The 17,016-nt window shown below is 66.1% G+C and carries 19 protein-coding genes and 1 tRNA gene; 4 read left to right on the top strand and 16 right to left on the bottom strand.

Annotation, left to right across the window (positions count from 1 at the left end; translation table 11 throughout):
* The first annotated feature begins 11 nt into the window (after positions 1–11).
* Positions 12–914, top strand: a complete 903-nt coding sequence (locus tag CYD53_RS12235) for an NAD(P)-dependent oxidoreductase (protein WP_103718375.1) — start codon at positions 12–14, stop codon at positions 912–914.
* A gap of 8 nt (positions 915–922) precedes the next feature.
* Here CYD53_RS12235 and CYD53_RS12230 read toward each other — a convergent pair whose 3' ends face one another.
* Complete coding sequence (locus tag CYD53_RS12230) at positions 923–2,011, bottom strand: LacI family DNA-binding transcriptional regulator (protein ID WP_103718374.1); 1,089 nt, start codon at positions 2,009–2,011, stop codon at positions 923–925.
* Positions 2,012–2,114: 103 nt separating this feature from the next.
* Between CYD53_RS12230 and CYD53_RS12225 the strand changes: the two genes are divergently transcribed.
* Positions 2,115–3,026 carry an NAD(P)-dependent oxidoreductase gene (locus CYD53_RS12225; RefSeq protein ID WP_103718373.1) on the top strand — a complete coding sequence of 304 codons (912 nt, stop codon included), beginning with the start codon at positions 2,115–2,117 and terminating at the stop codon, positions 3,024–3,026.
* 248 nt (positions 3,027–3,274) lie between these two features.
* Here the strand turns inward: CYD53_RS12225 and CYD53_RS12220 are convergent, their stop codons facing one another.
* Entirely contained in the window at positions 3,275–4,015 is a 741-nt protein-coding gene (locus CYD53_RS12220) for an aspartate/glutamate racemase family protein (protein WP_103718372.1), read from the bottom strand.
* A gap of 28 nt (positions 4,016–4,043) precedes the next feature.
* Positions 4,044–4,128 (bottom strand) — tRNA-Leu (locus CYD53_RS12215).
* Between the two features lie 129 nt (positions 4,129–4,257).
* Between CYD53_RS12215 and CYD53_RS12210 the strand changes: the two genes are divergently transcribed.
* Together CYD53_RS12210 and CYD53_RS12205 are read left to right on the top strand one after the other, a co-directional pair.
* Positions 4,258–4,869, top strand: coding sequence for a YqaA family protein (locus CYD53_RS12210; RefSeq protein ID WP_103718371.1), 612 nt, complete (start codon positions 4,258–4,260; stop codon positions 4,867–4,869).
* Between the two features lie 10 nt (positions 4,870–4,879).
* Entirely contained in the window at positions 4,880–5,404 is a 525-nt protein-coding gene (locus CYD53_RS12205) for a disulfide bond formation protein B (RefSeq protein WP_103718370.1), read from the top strand.
* Between the two features lie 24 nt (positions 5,405–5,428).
* Here the strand turns inward: CYD53_RS12205 and CYD53_RS12200 are convergent, their stop codons facing one another.
* From CYD53_RS12200 to CYD53_RS12140, 13 genes are all read right to left on the bottom strand, one after another.
* Entirely contained in the window at positions 5,429–6,661 is a 1,233-nt protein-coding gene (locus tag CYD53_RS12200; protein WP_103718606.1) for an amidohydrolase, read from the bottom strand.
* Between the two features lie 85 nt (positions 6,662–6,746).
* Entirely contained in the window at positions 6,747–7,304 is a 558-nt protein-coding gene (locus tag CYD53_RS12195; protein WP_103718605.1) for an HNH endonuclease, read from the bottom strand.
* Positions 7,305–7,511: 207 nt separating this feature from the next.
* Entirely contained in the window at positions 7,512–8,396 is an 885-nt protein-coding gene (locus CYD53_RS12190; protein WP_103718604.1) for a 3-hydroxybutyryl-CoA dehydrogenase, read from the bottom strand.
* 149 nt (positions 8,397–8,545) lie between these two features.
* Positions 8,546–9,490 carry an electron transfer flavoprotein subunit alpha/FixB family protein gene (locus tag CYD53_RS12185; RefSeq protein ID WP_103718369.1) on the bottom strand — a complete coding sequence of 315 codons (945 nt, stop codon included), beginning with the start codon at positions 9,488–9,490 and terminating at the stop codon, positions 8,546–8,548.
* The gene (locus tag CYD53_RS12180; protein ID WP_103718368.1) at positions 9,490–10,239 is read right to left on the bottom strand and encodes an electron transfer flavoprotein subunit beta/FixA family protein; all 750 of its coding nucleotides are present in this window, start codon (positions 10,237–10,239) and stop codon (positions 9,490–9,492) included. Before CYD53_RS12180 ends, CYD53_RS12185 begins: the two co-directional genes overlap by 1 nt.
* A gap of 155 nt (positions 10,240–10,394) precedes the next feature.
* Positions 10,395–11,090: a rhomboid family intramembrane serine protease gene (locus tag CYD53_RS12175; protein ID WP_103718367.1), complete on the bottom strand. Its 696-nt coding sequence runs from the start codon at positions 11,088–11,090 to the stop codon at positions 10,395–10,397.
* A 211-nt stretch (positions 11,091–11,301) separates the two neighbouring features.
* On the bottom strand, positions 11,302–11,883 hold the full coding sequence (locus CYD53_RS12170; protein ID WP_103718603.1) for a cob(I)yrinic acid a,c-diamide adenosyltransferase: 582 nt from the start codon (positions 11,881–11,883) through the stop codon (positions 11,302–11,304).
* A gap of 70 nt (positions 11,884–11,953) precedes the next feature.
* Positions 11,954–12,544 carry an acyloxyacyl hydrolase gene (locus CYD53_RS12165; protein ID WP_103718366.1) on the bottom strand — a complete coding sequence of 197 codons (591 nt, stop codon included), beginning with the start codon at positions 12,542–12,544 and terminating at the stop codon, positions 11,954–11,956.
* Positions 12,545–12,726: 182 nt separating this feature from the next.
* A complete protein-coding gene (locus tag CYD53_RS12160) occupies positions 12,727–12,915 on the bottom strand; it encodes a twin transmembrane helix small protein (protein ID WP_181011833.1) in 189 nt (62 codons plus the stop codon).
* Positions 12,916–13,057: 142 nt separating this feature from the next.
* A complete protein-coding gene (locus CYD53_RS12155) occupies positions 13,058–13,930 on the bottom strand; it encodes an ABC transporter permease (protein ID WP_103718365.1) in 873 nt (290 codons plus the stop codon).
* Entirely contained in the window at positions 13,927–14,976 is a 1,050-nt protein-coding gene (locus CYD53_RS12150) for an extracellular solute-binding protein (protein WP_103718364.1), read from the bottom strand. Before CYD53_RS12150 ends, CYD53_RS12155 begins: the two co-directional genes overlap by 4 nt.
* 30 nt (positions 14,977–15,006) lie before the next feature.
* The gene (locus CYD53_RS12145; protein WP_103718363.1) at positions 15,007–16,065 is read right to left on the bottom strand and encodes an ABC transporter ATP-binding protein; all 1,059 of its coding nucleotides are present in this window, start codon (positions 16,063–16,065) and stop codon (positions 15,007–15,009) included.
* A 4-nt stretch (positions 16,066–16,069) separates the two neighbouring features.
* Positions 16,070–16,888 (bottom strand): ABC transporter permease, encoded by an 819-nt coding sequence (locus CYD53_RS12140; protein ID WP_103718362.1) that lies wholly within the window; start codon positions 16,886–16,888, stop codon positions 16,070–16,072.
* Positions 16,889–17,016: the final 128 nt, after the last annotated feature.

Raw genomic sequence — 17,016 nt, 5'->3', positions numbered from 1 at the left:
AGCCTCACACGATGCCGACCACCCCCATTTCCATCGCCTTCGTCGGGCTCGGCGCCATGGGCGCGCCGATGGCCGAGAACCTCATCAAGCGGCAGTTTCGCGTCGCCGGCTTCGATATGCGCGAAAGCGCGCGTGACGCGCTGGCGGCCGCCGGAGGGCATGCCGCCGACAGCGCCAAGGCCGCCGCATCAGGCGCCGATGCGCTGGTGCTGATGGTTGTCAACGCCGCCCAGGCGCGCGCGGTGCTGTTCGAGGCCGGCGCGCTTGCCGCGCTCGCTCCCGGTGCGGTCGTCATGCTGATGGCGACCTGCCCGCCCGGCGAAGTCGAGGCGATCGCGGCCGAGGTCGTCGGATCCGGCCGGCATTTCGTCGATTCGCCTGTCTCGGGCGGCGTGGTCGGGGCAAGGGCCGCGACGCTCTCGATCATGGTCGGCGCACCACAGGAGAGCTTCGACAAGGCCAGGCCCGTGCTCGACGCGATGGGCGACAAGGTCTTCCATGTCGGCGAGAGGCCGGGGCAAGGCGCGACGGTGAAGACGGTCAACCAGCTGCTCTGCGGCGTGCATATCGCGGTTGCCGCCGAGGCCTTGTCGCTCGCGGAAAAGGCCGGAATCGACGGGCGCGTGCTGTTCGAGATCATGGGCGGCTCTGCGGCGTCCTCCTGGATGCTCAGGGATCGCGGCCCGCGCATGCATGAGCCTGATCCGGTCGTGGCCAGCGCCGTCGACATCTTCGTCAAGGATCTCGGCATCGTGCTCGATGCCGGGCGCGCCGCCAAGACGGCGCTGCCGCTGGCCGCCGCCGCCCACCAGATGTTCCTGGCGGCCTCGGGGCTCGGCCATGGCTCACGCGACGATTCGCAGGTGGTGCGGGCCTATCGTGCGCTCAACGCCAAGCCTGCGAATGATCCGTGAGGCCAGGCTCAGCGCCTGGGCGGAGCGGTCGTGGCGCGCAGCACGAGCTCCGGCGTCAGCAGCAGGCGCCGCGTCGGGGCACCGGGCTCGGCGATACGCTTGATCAGGAATTCCGCGGATTTGCGGCCCATCTCGTCCTGAAAATTCCTGATCGTCGTCAGGGCCGGATACCACTGCGCCGCCTCCTGAACGTCGTCGCAGCCGATCAGCGAGAAGTCGACGCCTGCCTCCAGGCCGCGATGGCGCAAGCCCATCATGGCGCCAAACGCGGTCAGGTCGTTGAAGCAGACGGCGGCGGTCGGCGGGTCGTCGACGTCCAGCACCGCCTGGATGCCCTTGAGGCCGTTCTCGCGCGTGCCATAGGCGGAATAGACGATGGCGGGGTCGAGCGGCATGTCGTGCCGCGCCAGCGTCCCGCAATAGCCGGCATAACGGTTGCGGCCGGTCGAGATGCTCTGGCTCTCGCCGAGAAAGGCGATGCGGCGGTGGCCGAGCGCGATCAGATGCTCCACGGCCAGAACCGTGCCCTGGCGGTCGTCGGAGCCGACGAAATCGAGATCGAGCCCGATGATCTCGCGCGAGAGCTGGACGAGCGGCACGCCGGCCGCGATCAGATGCTCGAACGCCGCGGGCGTGCTGCCGCCGGCCGCGCAGATGATCATGCCGTCGGGGCGGTATTCCTTCAGCGTGGAGAGCACGCGGTCCTGGCGCTCCAGGCTCTCGGCATAGGTGCCGAGCAGGATCGAGCGGCCATGGGCGGTGGCCGTCTCCTCGATCGCGGCCAGCAATTCGGCGAAATACGGGTTGGTGATGTCGTGGAAGCCGACGCCCAGGATGTTGGTGCGGTCGGTCCGCAAGGAGGCGGCGCTGCGGTTGTAGCTGTAGCCCATCTCGCGGGCGATCTGCTGGACGCGCGCGCGGGTCGCTTCCGCAACCAGCGGCGAGCCGCGCAAGGCCAGCGAGACCGTCGCGGTCGAGACCGCGAGATTGTCGGCGATGATCTGCAGGGTGACGCGCCCGCGGCCGTTGAGGACGGCCGGCGCGTTTACGGTCCTGCCGGGGGGCGTCGTTTCGGGCGGGGGGCTTTTGCCGGTCATGCGCGCTTCTCCGGAAGCGGAATCAAGACCTCACAGCCTGTCCCGGGCCCGGCCATTCCGTCACTCGATGATGTCATTCTCATAGAAACAGGAGAAATTGAAGATGAGCGCAAGCAAAGAGTCCATCGGTTTCATCGGCGTCGGCCTGATGGGCCAGGGCATGGCCCGCAATCTGGTGGATAAGGGCTTCCCGCTGACCGTAATGGGCCACCGCAACCGCAAGCCGGTGGAGGCGCTGGTCGCGGCCGGAGCGAAGGAGGCCAGGACACCGAAGGAACTGGCGCAGAACGCGACCATCATCTTCCTGTGCGTCACCGGCTCGACCCAGGTCGAGGCGGTCGTGAACGGCCCCGACGGCATCGCGGCCGGGGCCAGGCCCGGGACCGTGATCGTCGATTGCTCGACCTCCGATCCGGGCGTCACGGTTCGGCTCGCGGCCGAGCTGGAAGCGAAGGGCCTGCATCTGGCGGATGCGCCGCTCGGCGGTACGCCGGCCCAGGCGGCGCTCGGACAGCTCTCGGCGATGGTGGGCGCAGCGCCCGAGGTGTTCGCGCGGATCAAGCCGGCCTGCGAGGCCTGGGCGCAAAAGGTCGTGCATCTCGGCCCGGTCGGCGACGGCCACAAGATGAAGCTGCTCAACAACTTCCTCTCGATGGGCTATGCGGCGATCTATTCGGAGGCGCTGACGCTGGCGCAGAAGATCGGCATCACGCCGCAGACCTTCGACAGCGTTTTGCGCGGCAGCCGGATGGATTGCGGCTTCTACCAGACCTTCATGCAATATGTGCTGGAGCGCGACCGCGACGCCCACAAGTTCACGCTGGTCAATGCGCTGAAGGATGTCCGCTATCTCGAGAGCGTCGCGAATGCGGCTGGTGTACCCAACCCCATCGGCAATGCGGTGAAGAACGTGTTTGCATCGGCCGTCGCGGCCGGGAAGGGCGAGGATTACGTGCCGATGCTGTCGGACTGGGTCGCCTCGCAGAACGGCATCTCGCTGGCTGGGGAGGGCTGAGCGTTTAGCGCGAAAGCATGCGCCTCAGGAAGCATCATCCGCGCCGTCATCCCGGACGCAGCCCCGGGTCCGATCTTCGATCGGCCCAAGGATAAACTCCGCGGAGATCCGGGATCCATCATAGGGCGTCATTCTCGAGCTTGGCCCGAGAATCTCATGACCAGCGTGCTCTGGTTTACGAGATGGTCGGGTCAAGCCCGACCATGACGTGCCTGCCCGGGATGACGCTGTGCTTCCGAGGAAACCTGTCAGGGCTTCGCCAGCAGAGCTGCCAGCCGCTCTGACAAACCCTTGCTCCCGACGGGCGGCGGCAAGGCGAGATCTCCCGCTGCCGGTTTGTCGAAGCCGCCAGCCAGCGCCGCCAGAACGGCCTTCGCCCCGGTCTCGACCGAGCAGAGAACCGGGATGTCGACGAGGGGCTGGACGCGCGCCGCCAACCCCGCAAGCCCCGCTCCGCCGAGAATGACCGCGCCGGCGCCGTCGCGCTGAGCCGTCTTGCGACACGCCGCAGCAAGCAGCGCGATCGAACCTTCCGGATCGCGCGCGATGTCGGCGCCTGTCGGCGCGACCGTCTCCACGGCAGCCAGGCGCTCGCCGAGCCCAAGCATCGCGACGAATTCGTGCAGGATCGGGCCCCAGCGTTCGCCGCCGGTGACGATCGAGAAGCGCCCGGCCTTTTGCGCGGCGGCCTTGCAGCTCGCCTCGGCCATGCCGATGACGGGAATGGGCGCGAGCTCCTTCAGCGCGAACAGGCCGGGATCGCCGAAGCAGGCGAGATAGACCGCGTCGCAGCCCTCGCCATGCTCGGCATAGGCCTCGAGCGCGGCATGGGCGGCGATCGCTCCGGCGCTGCGGCTGGCGATGTATTGCGCTCCAAACCGCCCGGTGGCGGCTTTCAGGGAGACGCCTGGGAGATGCGGCGTGACGACGCGAACGACCAGATCGGTCATCTCCGGCATGGTGTTGGGATTGATCAGGAGGATGCGCAAGGTCGCTCCGGCATGGAAAGCCGGCTGATGGTGCCCCTGGCCGGAATCGAACCAGCACTCCTTGCGGAACTCGATTTTGAGTCGAGCGCGTCTACCAATTCCGCCACAGGGGCCCTTGCAGGCGGGCGGGACTATAGCGATCGAACGCGCGCGGTCAATGCGTCTGCTGCGTCGCGCGAAATTGCATATGACCCTGCGCAAACGCATGGACGAGTGATGAGCTCCACACTACTAAACCCGCCATGATCAAGCGCCTCTATGAATGGACCATGTCCCTCGCCGCCCGGCCGCGCGCCGAGCTCTGGCTCGCCGTGGTCGCCTTCGTCGAGAGTTCGTTCTTCCTCATCCCCGCCGACGTACTGTTCGTGCCGATGGCGCTGGCGCGGCCGGCCCGTGCCTATCGACTGGCGCTGGTCGCGACGGTCTTCTCCGTGCTCGGCGGCATCGCCGGTTATGCGCTCGGCTACTACGCCTTTGAAGCGCTGGCGCGGCCGGTGCTCGCCTTCTACGGCAAGCTCGGCGCTTTCGAGACCCTGCGCACTTGCGCCGGGCCCGACACCACGCTGATCCTGCTGACGACCTCGGGGCTGGCGCATCTGCCGCCGATCAAGGTGGTGACGATCCTGGCCGGAGCGGTGCATATCGGCCTTGGCTTTTTCATCCTGTCCTGCGTGCTGGCGCGCGGCGCGCGCTTCTTCGCGCTCGCCTTCCTGCTGCGTCGTTTCGGCGAGACGATCCGCCATTTCATCGAACGTCGCTTGAAAGTGATCGCTGTCGTTGCGGCTGCCTTGCTGATTGCGCTTTATTTCGGCCTTAAGCTGGTTGCAGGTTCCGGACAGTTCCTCTCCTGCTGAGCGCCTTGCCATGACAAGTTCGACCCTCGACCGACCCAGTGCCGGCAGCTCGGTCTCTCCGGCCCGCGTGATTCTCCTGATCGGGCTCGGCTGCCTCGCCTTGATCGCGGGCGCCTGGTTCTTCGAGCTGGTCCTGGGCCTGCAGCCCTGCAAGCTCTGCCTCGAGCAGCGCCTGCCGCATTACGCCGCGATCGGGCTCGCGACGGCGGGGCTGGTGCTGGCGCGTTCGCTTCGGCTGCAATGGCTGGTGCTGCTGGGGCTCGCGGGATTGATGGCGTGGAGCAGCTGGCTCGGTTTCCACCATGCCGGCGTCGAATGGGGCTGGTTTCCCGGTCCCACCGATTGCGCCGGCGCTGCGCCGAGCGCTGCCGGCGTGCAGGACTTCTTGAAGCAGCTGCAGACAGTGAAGGTCGTCTCCTGCACCGAAGCCGCCTGGCGCTTCCTGGGCCTGTCGCTGGCCGGCTGGAACGCGCTGGCCTCGCTCGTGCTGCTGGTCGCGGCCCTGTTCGGGCTGGCCCGGGCACGGAGCGCCTGAGGCGCTCCGCGGAAGGGGCTACTCTCAGGCGGCTGCGGCCTGCCAGCCCTGGCCGAGTTCTTCGCTGACGACGTTGACCCAGTAGCGAACGCCGTCGGGGATGATGGCGTCGTTGAAATCATAGCGCGGCGTATGCAATCCGGCGAAGGAGCCGTCCGCGGCGACGCCATTGCCGATCCGCATGAAGGCGCCGGGCTTGACCTCCATCATCTCGGCGAAGTCCTCGCCGCCGGTGCCGGGCCTGATCGCGCCGTTCACATTGGCCGCTCCGACCGAACTGGTCGCCGCCGCGACCGCGACCGCGACCTGGTCGGGCTGGTTGAGCAGGGCGCGCGGTCCGCGATGATAGGACGCCTCGGCGGTGCAGCCCCAGGCCTGCGCGGTGGCTTCGGCGAGCTCGGCGATGCGACGCTCGATCAAGGCGCGGACATCAGGCGAATAGCTGCGGGCCGTGCCGCCGATCGACAGTTCGGAGGGCACCACATTTGGCGCTTCCGTCGAGCCGGAGTGGATATAGCCGACGCTGATCACGGCAGTGTCGAGCGGCGCGACATTGCGGCCGACGATGCCCTGCAGCCCGAGCACGAAATGGGCCTGGGCGTAGGTGATGTCGGTGGAGAGATGCGGCTGTGAGCCGCCATGGCCGCCGACGCCGCGGAAGGTCACGGCCCAGCTGTCGGCCGCGGCCAGCATCGGGCCGTTGCAGGTGCCGAAATGCGCGACGGGCATGCCCGGCGTGTTGTGCAGGCCGTAGATCGCGTCGCAGGGAAAACGCTCGAACAGCCCGTCCTTCAGCATCGCGACCGCCCCGCCACGGCCTTCCTCGGCCGGCTGGAAGATGAGGTGCAGCGTGCCTCCGAAATCGGGATGGGCGGCAAGATAGCCGGCCGCGCCCAGCAGCATCGTGGTGTGGCCGTCATGGCCGCAGGCATGCATCTTGCCGGGATATTGCGAGGCGTAGGGGAGGCCGGTCTCCTCGGTCAGCGCGAGGCAGTCCATGTCGGCGCGCAGGCCGACGGCGCGCTGACCGGCTCTGCGGCCCCGGATGACGCCGACGACACCGGTGCCGCCGATACCCTCGGTGACCTCCACGCCCCATTCGCGCAGCTTGGCAGCGACCAGGGCGGCGGTGCGATGCTCCTCCAGGCCAAGCTCGGGATGGGCATGGATATCGCGCCTGATCGCTGTCAGTTCCGCATGATGCTGATCGAGCCACTGGTCCAGGGCAGTCTTGTGGTCCAGGACAGTCTTGGTCATCGTCATCCTCGGCTTGATCAGCGGCGTCCGCACGCCTGATTGTGCCGTGGATACAAGACGTTGCCTGGGCGGCCGTCAAGCCGGCTCACGGCTCCAGCTCGGAGTCCCAGTAGAGATAATCCAGCCAGCTCTCATGCAGGTAATTCGGCGGGAAGAGCTTGCCGTTGCGGTGCAAATCATTGACCGTCGGCGCGTAGGGCTTCTGCGTCGGGAACATCTCGATCGCCGCCGGCATCTTGTCACCCTTGCGCAGATTGCAGGGCGAGCAGGCCGCCACGACGTTCTCCCAAGTGGTGAGGCCGCCTCTGGAGCGCGGCACGACGTGGTCGAAGGTCAGGTCCTCGCGCGAGGCGCAGTACTGGCAGGAGAAGCGGTCGCGCAGGAAGACGTTGAACCGCGTGAAGGCCGGCGTCCGCGACGGCTTGATATAGGTCTTCAGCGAGACGACCGAGGGCAGCTTCATGTTGAAGCTCGGGCTGCGCACCACGGTGTCGTATTCGGAGACGATGTTGACGCGGTCCATGAAGACCGCCTTGATCGCGTCCTGCCAGCTCCACAGCGATAGGGGATAATAGCTCAGAGGCCGGAAATCGGCATTGAGCACGAGTGCCGGACAACCGTCCGGCGACGCCATCGGATGCATCACATGCGCCGTCAAACCCGCCGCACCTCCGCTAATCGGAACGGGACGAATCCCGTCACACGATCAATGTAAGCGCGAGACGACAGGAATGTGAAGAGGATGCGGCGTCAAGGCAGCATCCGCCGTCATGGGCGGCCTTGAGCCGCCCATCTCGTGGACGAGGATTTCGAAGAAGCGCCCGGGCAAACCCGAGCATGATGGTGCGGTTCAGCGCGTCGGAACCGGCTTCTCGCCGCGATAATCGTAGAAGCCGCGCTTGGTCTTGCGGCCGAGCCAGCCGGCCTCGACATATTTCACCAGGAGCGGGCAGGGGCGGTATTTCGAGTCGGCGAGCCCGTCATGCAGCACCTGCATCACCGACAAACAGGTGTCGAGGCCGATGAAGTCGGCAAGCTGGAGCGGGCCCATCGGGTGATTCGCGCCGAGCTTCATCGCGGTGTCGATCGCCTCGACCGAGCCGACGCCCTCATAGAGCGTGTAGACCGCCTCGTTGATCATCGGCAGCAGGATGCGGTTGACGATGAAGGCCGGGAAATCCTCCGAGACCGAGACGGTCTTGTGCAGCTTGCCGACGAATTCCTTGGCGAGCTCGAAGGTCTGGTCGTCGGTGGCGATGCCGCGAATCAGCTCGACGAGCTGCATCAGCGGCACGGGGTTCATGAAATGGATGCCGATGAAGCGCTCGGGCCGGTCCGTCGCCGCCGCCAGCCGCGTGATCGAGATCGAGGAGGTGTTGGAGGCCAGCATCGTCTCCGGCTTGATATGCTGGCAGACGGCGGTGAAGATCTTGCGCTTGGTTTCCTCGCTTTCGGTCGCGGCCTCGATGATGAGGTCGCAATCGCCGAGACCCGCCAGTTGCGGCGCGGCGAGGATCTTGGCCATGGCGTCGCGGCGAATCTCGTCGCCGATCGCACCCTTGGCGACCTGGCGCGCCATGTTGCCGTCGATGGTGGCGAGCGCCGCCTTGATCCGGTCCTCGGCGAGATCGTGCAGCCGGACCTCGAACCCGGCCACGGCCGCGACATGGGCGATGCCGTTCCCCATCTGGCCTGCGCCGATGATGCCGATCGTCCTGATCGCCCTGTCCGACATGGTCTGATCCATCTTTGGTGGCACCGCTTCCACTTCGGAAGCCGGTGCGGGCCGCCTTGACGGCAGCCCGGTTGTCATGTGCTGGCCGGCGCCAGCCTGGTCGCCGGCTTCCTTGTCAATCTACCCGGTCAATCGATTTGCCGCGCCTGCTATTTGCCGAGCTTGGCAAGCTCGGCTTCAAGCTCGGGCATGATCGTGAAGAGATCGCCAACGAGGCCGTAATCGGCGATCTGGAAGATCGGCGCTTCCTCGTCCTTGTTGATGGCGACGATGACCTTGGAGTCCTTCATGCCGGCGAGATGCTGGATCGCGCCGGAGATGCCGACCGCGACATAGAGGTCGGGCGCCACGACCTTGCCGGTCTGGCCGACCTGCCAGTCATTGGGGGCGTAGCCGGCATCGACCGCGGCGCGCGAGGCGCCCATGGCAGCGCCCAGCCTGTCGGCGACGGGCTCGATCACCTTGGTGAAGTTCTCCGCCGAGGCGAGCGCGCGCCCGCCGGAGACGATGATCTTGGCCGAGGCGAGCTCGGGACGATCGGATTTGGCGACCTCCTCGCCCTTGAAGCTGGAGACGCCGGGATCGCCCACCGCGGAGATGGTCTCGACGCCGGCCGAGCCGCCTTCGCCAGCCGCCTGGAAGGAGGCGGTGCGGATCGTCATCAGCGTCTTGGCTTCGGAGGACTGCACCGTCTGGATGGCGTTGCCGGCATAGACCGGGCGCTCGAAGGTGTCGGGCGAGACGATCTTCATCACATCCGAGATCTGCATCACGTCGAGCAAGGCGGCGACGCGGGGCAGCACGTTCTTGCCACCGGTCGTCGAGGGCGCGACGACGGCGTCATAGCCCTCGGCGAGCTTGGCGACGAGAGCAGCGAGCGGCTCGGCAAGGCCGTGGCCGTAGATCGCGGCATCGGCTAGCAGCACCTTCTCGACGCCGTCGAGCTTGGCTGCCGCATCGGCCGCGCCCTTGGCGCCTTCACCGGCGACGAGGATATGCACGGGGGCGCCCAGTGCCTTGGCGGCGGTCAGCGCCTTGGCGGTCGCGTCCTTGATGGTGGCGTTGTCGTGGTCTGCAATCAGCAGCGTGGCCATCACAGCACTCCCGCTTCGTTCTTGAGCTTGGAAACCAGTTCGGCGACGGAGCCGACCTTGACGCCGGCCGAGCGGCCCGCCGGTTCACGCGTATTCAGCACCTTGAGACGGGGGGCGACATCGACGCCCAGCGCCTCGGCCGAGGTCTCGTCGAGCGGCTTCTTCTTGGCCTTCATGATGTTGGGCAGCGAAGCGTAGCGCGGCTCGTTCAGGCGAAGGTCGGTGGTGACGATCGCCGGCAGCTTGAGCGAAACCGTCTGCAGGCCGCCATCGACCTCGCGGGTGACATCGACCGCGCTGTCGGACAGCGCGACCTTCGAGGCGAAGGTCCCCTGCGGCCAGCCCAGCAGGGCGGCGAGCATCTGGCCGGTCTGGTTGCAATCATCGTCGATCGCCTGCTTGCCGAGGATGACGAGCTGCGGGCTCTCCTGCTCGACCAGCTTCTTCAGGAGCTTGGCCACCGCCAGCGGCTCGACCACGCCGTCGACCTTGACCAGGATGCCACGATCGGCCCCCATGGCGAGCCCGGTGCGGATCGTCTCGGCGGCCTGCGCCGGGCCGATCGAGACCACCACCACCTCGGTCGCCTTGCCGGCTTCGCGCAGCCGCAGCGCCTCTTCGACCGCGATCTCGTCGAAGGGATTCATCGACATTTTCACATTGGCAAGCTCGACGCCCGAGCCGTCCGCCTTCACGCGGATCTTCACGTTGTAGTCAACCACCCGCTTCACGGGCACAAGGATCTTCATCGTCAAATCACCGTTCGGGAGAGATCAGTTGCGGGGCCGCGCCGCGTCAATCGGCGGGAAGGCGGCATCGCGGCTCTCGGCTGGAATGCGGAGGGACCGTAACGACGCCCGTTTGCGCTTGTCAACGCCGCAGGCGGGGCGTGCGAGAGCCGTCTTCACTTGCCTACCGGGCGGCCGAACAGCGCCACGCCGCGATGGATGAAGATCGGCGTCAGCGCCGCACCTGTGCCGAGCCCGCCGAGATGGGCCCACCAGCCGACATGGCCTTGCGGATCGAGAATTGCCGAGACGACCTGAAACAGGATCCAGCCACTGAGCGCATAGAGCGCCGTGATGTGCAGCGGGACCCAGTTGAAAGCCAGGCCCCAGATCCGGACGCGCGGATAGAGCATCAGATAGGAGGCGATCACACCCGAGATCGCACCGGATGCGCCGATCAATGGCTGGTCCGAGGCAGGGTTCATCAAGGCGTGTGTCAGCGAGCCGGCGAGCCCGCAGATGAAGAAGAACAGCAGGAAGCGCAGATGTCCCATCGCATCCTCGACGTTGTCGCCGAAGACCCAGAGGAACAGCATGTTGCCGCCGAGATGAGCGAAGCTCGCATGCAGCAGGATGTTGCTGAACAAAGTCACCCAGACCGGCGCCTGCAGCAGATCAGTGGGCAGTTGCGCCGTGCCGAACAATACGGATGGGATCAGCCCGAAGCCGGCTGCGACGGCAATCTGGGCGGTCTCGCTTTCGCGCAGCCACATCAGCAGGAAGAGGCCCAGGCAGGTCGAGACCAGGCCATAGGTGACATAGGGCGCGCGCATGAAGCGCAGCGGGACGCCATCATGCAGCGGCACGAACATGGATACGTCCTGTCAAGCGCAGCAGCGGGTTTCGCCGCTGCGGGATTCCTGTGAGAAACCGGCTTCCATTCTTTCGCATCGTGCCTCCAGAGCAGGATGCGAAAAAGTGGAAACCGGTTTTTCGCATTGATCCTGCTCTAACTTTTAGATGAGATACGGATTCAGATTTCAGATGGGATCACTCGGTGATCCCATCTGAAATCATCCGGCTCTAGCGATTCTGGCCCGGCACCCAGAGTACGTCGCCCCGCGCCTTGGCATTGAGGAAGCGGGAGGCGACGAAGAGGAAGTCGGAGAGGCGGTTGATGTATTTCAAGGCGGGTCCGGCCACGGCCTCGCCCTCGGTCTGGGCCAGTTCGACCATCAATCGTTCGGCGCGGCGGCTCACCGTGCGCGCGAGATGGAGATGTGTGGCGGCTGGTGTGCCGCCAGGCAGGACGAAGGAGCGCAGCGGCTCCAGGGTGGCGTTGAGCTGGTCGATCTCGGCCTCGACCCGGTCGACCTGGACCTGCGCGATGCGCAGCGGCTCGAAGGCCAGTTTCGCGCCGGTATCGGGCGTCGAGAGGTCGGCTCCGAGGTCGAACAGGTCGTTGCTGATGCGGCCGAGCATGGCGTCGACAGCGGCGTCCTCGGTCGCCGCATGCAGCCGGGCCATGCCGATGCAGGCATTGGTCTCGTCCACCGTGCCATAGGCGGCGACCCGCAAATCGAATTTCAGCCGGCGCGGCCCGGTGGTGAGGCCCGTCGTGCCGTCGTCGCCGGTGCGGGTGTAGATGCGGTTGAGCTTGACCATCGACGCGTTATAGCGCGGCGGTGACCGAGCGAAAGGGCTCGCATGCGGCAATCGCGCCGCCCGCCCGTTCTCAGAAGGTATAGCCGAGCTTGGCGCCGAAATTGGCCGGGCCGCGCGGCTTGTCGCGATCGGAGCAGCCGGCCGTGCTGAAATGCTCCAGCGTCGCGACCAGGCTCCAGCGGTCGTTGAGCCGCAGGCCGAGCGCGGCGGCCTCGCGCGAGCCGCTGTTGCAGCCGACATTGAGGCGGTTCTCGGGAACGACCGCGCCGGTCTTGCCGTCATTGAGGGCGGCGCCCAGGCTGGCCTCGACGAAGACCGCCTTGGTCAGGTCGACGGTCCAGGTCGCACCGGCATAGGCATAGCGCGTGCCGTTGAAATTGACGCTCGAACCAAGATGGAAGCGCGGCACGAAGGCTGCGGAGAAACGGTCGTTCAAGGTCGCGACGCGCGGCGTGACCACTTCGCCGCTGAAGTTGAGCAGGCCGCTTTCGCGCCCGCCCGGATTGGCGGCTGCGGCGCCGATGCGCGCTTCCCATGAGAGCGAGGGCGTCTCGGTCGCCGGAGCATAGCTGGAAACGCCGGCCGGGAGAGGCTGAGACTGCGCCCAAGCGGGGGCGGCTGCCATCATTCCGGCGAGGACCAACAATGCAACGCGAACCATGGGGGACTTTTCTTGTTGTCGGCGGAACGGTGTTAGTGAAGCGCAGAGACTCGTGTCGGGAATATGGCAGGATTGCGGCAATGGTCGTGTTGGAGTCGCGCCAGACGAAGCGAAACTCTGCAAAATCAATCGCTTAGAGAAAGGTAAACAAAGCGGGGACAGCGTCGGTCGCGACGGCTAAATCAGCCGCTGCGCCACCACATGATGCCGAGGATGACGAGGATTGCGATGAACTGCAGGACCACCCTGAGCCGCATCAGGTTCTGCGAGGTGCTGGGGCTGCCGCCGCGCAGCATGTTGGCCAGCCCGAGAAGCAGGACGATCGCAACAGCGCCGACCGCGATGGGAACGAGAGAGGCGGACAGGTTCATGGCCGACACTTAGTGCGCCGCAGATCGCTTGGCCAGCCGCCTTGAGCATCTCTGCGTTTCTCCGAACTGCGGAAATGCTCTACATCCTTGTCTGGTCGCATCTTCTTCACGCGAGCCGGTGTCCACTTCGCTCGAAGATGCCCTAGCGATAACGCCGCTGCACGATGAGATGGGCTGCGACCGTCAGCACGATCGTGGCGGTCATCAGGATGAAGGAGATCGCGCCGCCGAAGGGCCAGTTGTTCTGCTGCGCGAACTGGCCATAGACCAGCGGGCCCATCATCTGGAATTTCGGGCCGCCGAGCAGCACTGGCGTGGCATAGGCGTTCATCGCCAGGATGAAGGTCAGGATCGTGCCGGCGAGGATGCCGGGCAGGGCAAGCGGCCAGAGCACGCGGCGAAACATCGCGGCGGGGCCGGCGCCGAGGCTGAAGGCGGCTTCCTCGACATTGCGGGGAATGCCCTCGATCACGCTCTGCAGCGTCAGAACCATGAAGGGCAGGTTGACCGCGACGATGCCGATCAGCACGGCATTCTCGGTGAACATGATCTCGATGGGATGGTCGATCAGGCCCAGCCCCATCAGCGAGGCGTTGAGCGCGCCCTTGCTGCCGAAGGCGGTCATCCAGCCTGCCGCTCGCACCGCATTGCCGACGAAGAGCGGCAGCACGACGAGCATAATGAGCAGGTTCTTGAAGCGGCTCTGCATGCGCGCCAGCACATAGGCCAGCGGGAAGCCCATGATCAGGCAGGCGACCGTGCAGATCACCGCGACGCGCACCGTGCGCAGCAGCACGTTGAGGTAATAGCTGTCGGTGAAGAACTTGACGTAATTCTCGATCGTCAGCCCATCGACCATGAACTGGCCGGGAATGAACTGGTTCAGCGAATAACGGAACAGGATCGCGATCGGGCCCAGAAGCCCGATCGCGACGAAGATGGTCGCCGGCACGACCAGCGCGCCGGCAAGGCCGGTGCGGGCGCCAGCGACGGCCTCTGGAGCAGCCGTGCTCACGCCTTGAAGACCTTGTCCCACCACTCCTTCATGGCGGAATCGTTCTTGGCGAGGAAGGCGTAGTCGAGATCCTTGAGGCGCTTCTCCTCCTCGGGGGTGAAGCCGATGCGCTTCTGCAGATCGGGCGGGACATTGAGGCCGGTGACGGTGCCGTTATAGCCCATGTCGACGGCGAAGGCCTCCTGGGGTGCCTTCTCCAGCATCGCGTTCAAATAGGCGTAGGCGTTGTCCTTGTTGGGCGCGTTCTTCTGGATGACGAAGCCCGAGACATAGGCCGGGATACCCTCGACAGGCGAGACCGCCTCGCAGGGGATGCCGGCATTCTGCCACTGCACGACGCGGGCCTTCCAGATCGCGCTGATGCCGATCTCTTCGTTCTTCATCGCGGCGGCGAAGGCCTCGTTGGTCGGGTAGACGCGCGCGCCCGCCTTCTTCACGGCGAGGAGAACCTCCTTGGCCTTGTCGAGGTTGTTCATGTCCTTGCCGCCGGTCGCGGCCATCGAGGCCGCGATGAAGATCGACTGGTACTGGATGTCGATGAAGCCGATCTTGTCGCCCCATTTCGGATCGAGCCAATCCTTGAAGCCGGTCGGTGCGGGCGTGATCAGCTTGGGATTGTAGATGACGACGTTGCCCGAATAGATGTGCCCGATGCCGTAGGGGTATTTCATCGTCGGCAGCAGGTTCTTGGCGTTGGGAATCTTGGAGTAGTCGAGCTGCTCCAGGACGCCCGCCTCGTTCATCTCGAACATGTTGGCGGCCGAAAGGCCCTGCACATCGACGGTGCCGCGCGGAAGGCGCTTCTCAGCGGTCATCTTGGCGCGGCGCGGGGCGTCGCCCGCCTGGTCCTGCACGATCTCGATGCCCTTGGGCTTCAGGATCGGCTCGTCGATGTTCTTGGTCAGGAGGCGGGCATAGTCGCCGCCCCAGGTGCCGATCACGACCTTGCCGCCGGCTTGTGCGAAGGCTTGGTGGCTCATGGCCGGGGCCAGCGCCGCTGCGCCGGCCAGGCCCTTGATAACGGTCCGCCTATCGATCTTTGTCATGGTTGAAGTCCCCTGTTTTCGCCTGTTTGGTCAGGCTTCGCGCGGATAGACCAGCCCGGCGTCCTGCGCCCAACCGATCGTGATGGTCTCGCCCGGCTTCGGCTCGGCCACGCCGGCCCGGTTCGGGATCTGCAGCAGCATGCGGTCATGCTCGGACAGGCTGACATGGATGTCGAGCAGCGCGCCGAGATAGGAGGCGTGCTCGACCTTGGCCTCGTAATGATTGGGGCAACCCTGCGCCTCGCCGCCGACGGCGATCCGCTCGGGCCGCAATGCGAGGGTGGCGGATCCCATGCCGGTCGCGGCAGCGCAGGCGATGTCGAGCCCGCCCTTGGTGCGGAAGCGGCCATTGCCGGCGATCTCGCCGTCGAGGAAGGCGCTGCGACCGATGAAACCTGCAACGAAACGATCGGCGGGCTTCTCGTAGAGCTCGCGCTGGGTGCCGATCTGGCGGACCTGGCCCTTTTCCATGACGACCAGCCGGTCGGCCATGGTCAACGCCTCTTCCTGGTCATGCGTGACCATGATGGTGGTCAGGCCGAGCTTGCGCTGCAGGTCGCGGATCTCGACGCGGACCTCCTGCCGGAGCTTGGCATCGAGATTGGAGAGGGGTTCGTCGAGCAGGAGCACGTCGGGCTCCATGGCGAGCGCGCGCGCCAGGGCGACGCGCTGCTGCTGACCGCCGGAGAGCTGGCGCGGATAGCGCCCGTCGAAACCGGTGAGCTGGACGAGGCGCAGTGCCTCCGCGACGCGCATGCTGCGCTCGGCCTGCGCGACCTTGCGCATCTCCAGCCCGAAGGCGACGTTCTCCGCCACCGTCATATGGGGAAAGAGAGCGTAGCTCTGGAAAACCAGGCCGCAATTGCGCTTCCAGGGCGGCAGCGCCGTGACGTTGCGCTCGCCGATGCTGAGCTTGCCCGAGCTCGGCGGCACGAAGCCCGCGACCATGCGCAAGGTCGTGGTCTTGCCGCAGCCCGAGGGGCCTAGCAGGACGAGGAATTCGCCGTCGGCGATGTCGATGGTGACATCGTCGACGACGGTCAGGTCGCCATAGGATTTGCGGAGATGCTCGATCGAAAGCCGTGCCATTGTCTCAAACCACCCGGCTCAGCTTGACGTAACGATCCGTGACGACCATCGCCACGGCGATCAGGACGATCTGGATCAGCGAGGCCGCGGCCACGGTCGGATCGATCTTCCATTCGAGATATTGCAGGATTGCGATCGGCAGCGTGGTGCGCCCCGGTCCAACGAGAAACAGGCTCATTTCAAGATTGCCGAAAGAGGTGACGAAGCCGAACAGCCCGGCCGCGACGATGCCGGGCCTGATGCTGGGCAGGGTGACCCGCCAGAAGGTGGTGAGCGGGCCGGCGCCGAGATTCTGCGCAGCCTCCTCGATGGTGCGGTCGAAGCCGGTGAGGCTCGCCGTGACGAGCCGGACGACCCAGGGAATGACCACGAGGGTATGGGCGGCGATCAGGCCGCCAAGCGAGCCCAGCACCGGCAGGCCCGTGGCGATCTCGGTCTCGATCTGGAAGACGTAAAGCGCGGTGCCGAGCACGATACCCGGCATCACCAGCGGCAGCAGCAGCAGCGTGTTGACGGCGGGGCCGAGCGTGATGCGATGGCGCACCAGCGCCAGGCTCGCGGGCACGCCCAGCGCAAGCCCGATCAATGTCGCCAGCACGCCGACCTGGAGGCTGAGGATGAAGCCGTCGATGAAAGGCTTGTTGCTGGCCGCGGCCGAGAACCATTTCAGCGAATAGCCCTCTGGCGGGAAGGAGGGGATCTCCTGCCGGAAGAAGGCGAGCCAGGTGACGAAGATCAGCGGCAGCAGGATGAAGCCGAGCGAGAGGCAGGCGGCTCCGTTGAGCGCGAGACGGCCGAAGCTCGGGCGGGCGGCGGCGCTCAAGCCGGCGCTCCAAGGCGAGGCCGAGCCGCCACGGGGGCTTGCTGTGCATAGCCTGCCGCAAGCTGTCTCTTTTGCACGCGTGCCTGGCCTGCCACCACCACCTTATCCCGCCTCCCGTTCCAAACCCG

This window comes from Allobosea psychrotolerans (genome assembly GCF_002917105.1).
Classification (GTDB): Bacteria; Pseudomonadota; Alphaproteobacteria; order Rhizobiales; family Beijerinckiaceae; genus Allobosea; species Allobosea psychrotolerans.
Note: the sequence above shows the minus strand (reverse complement) of the source record. Positions and strands in the feature narration are given on the sequence as shown.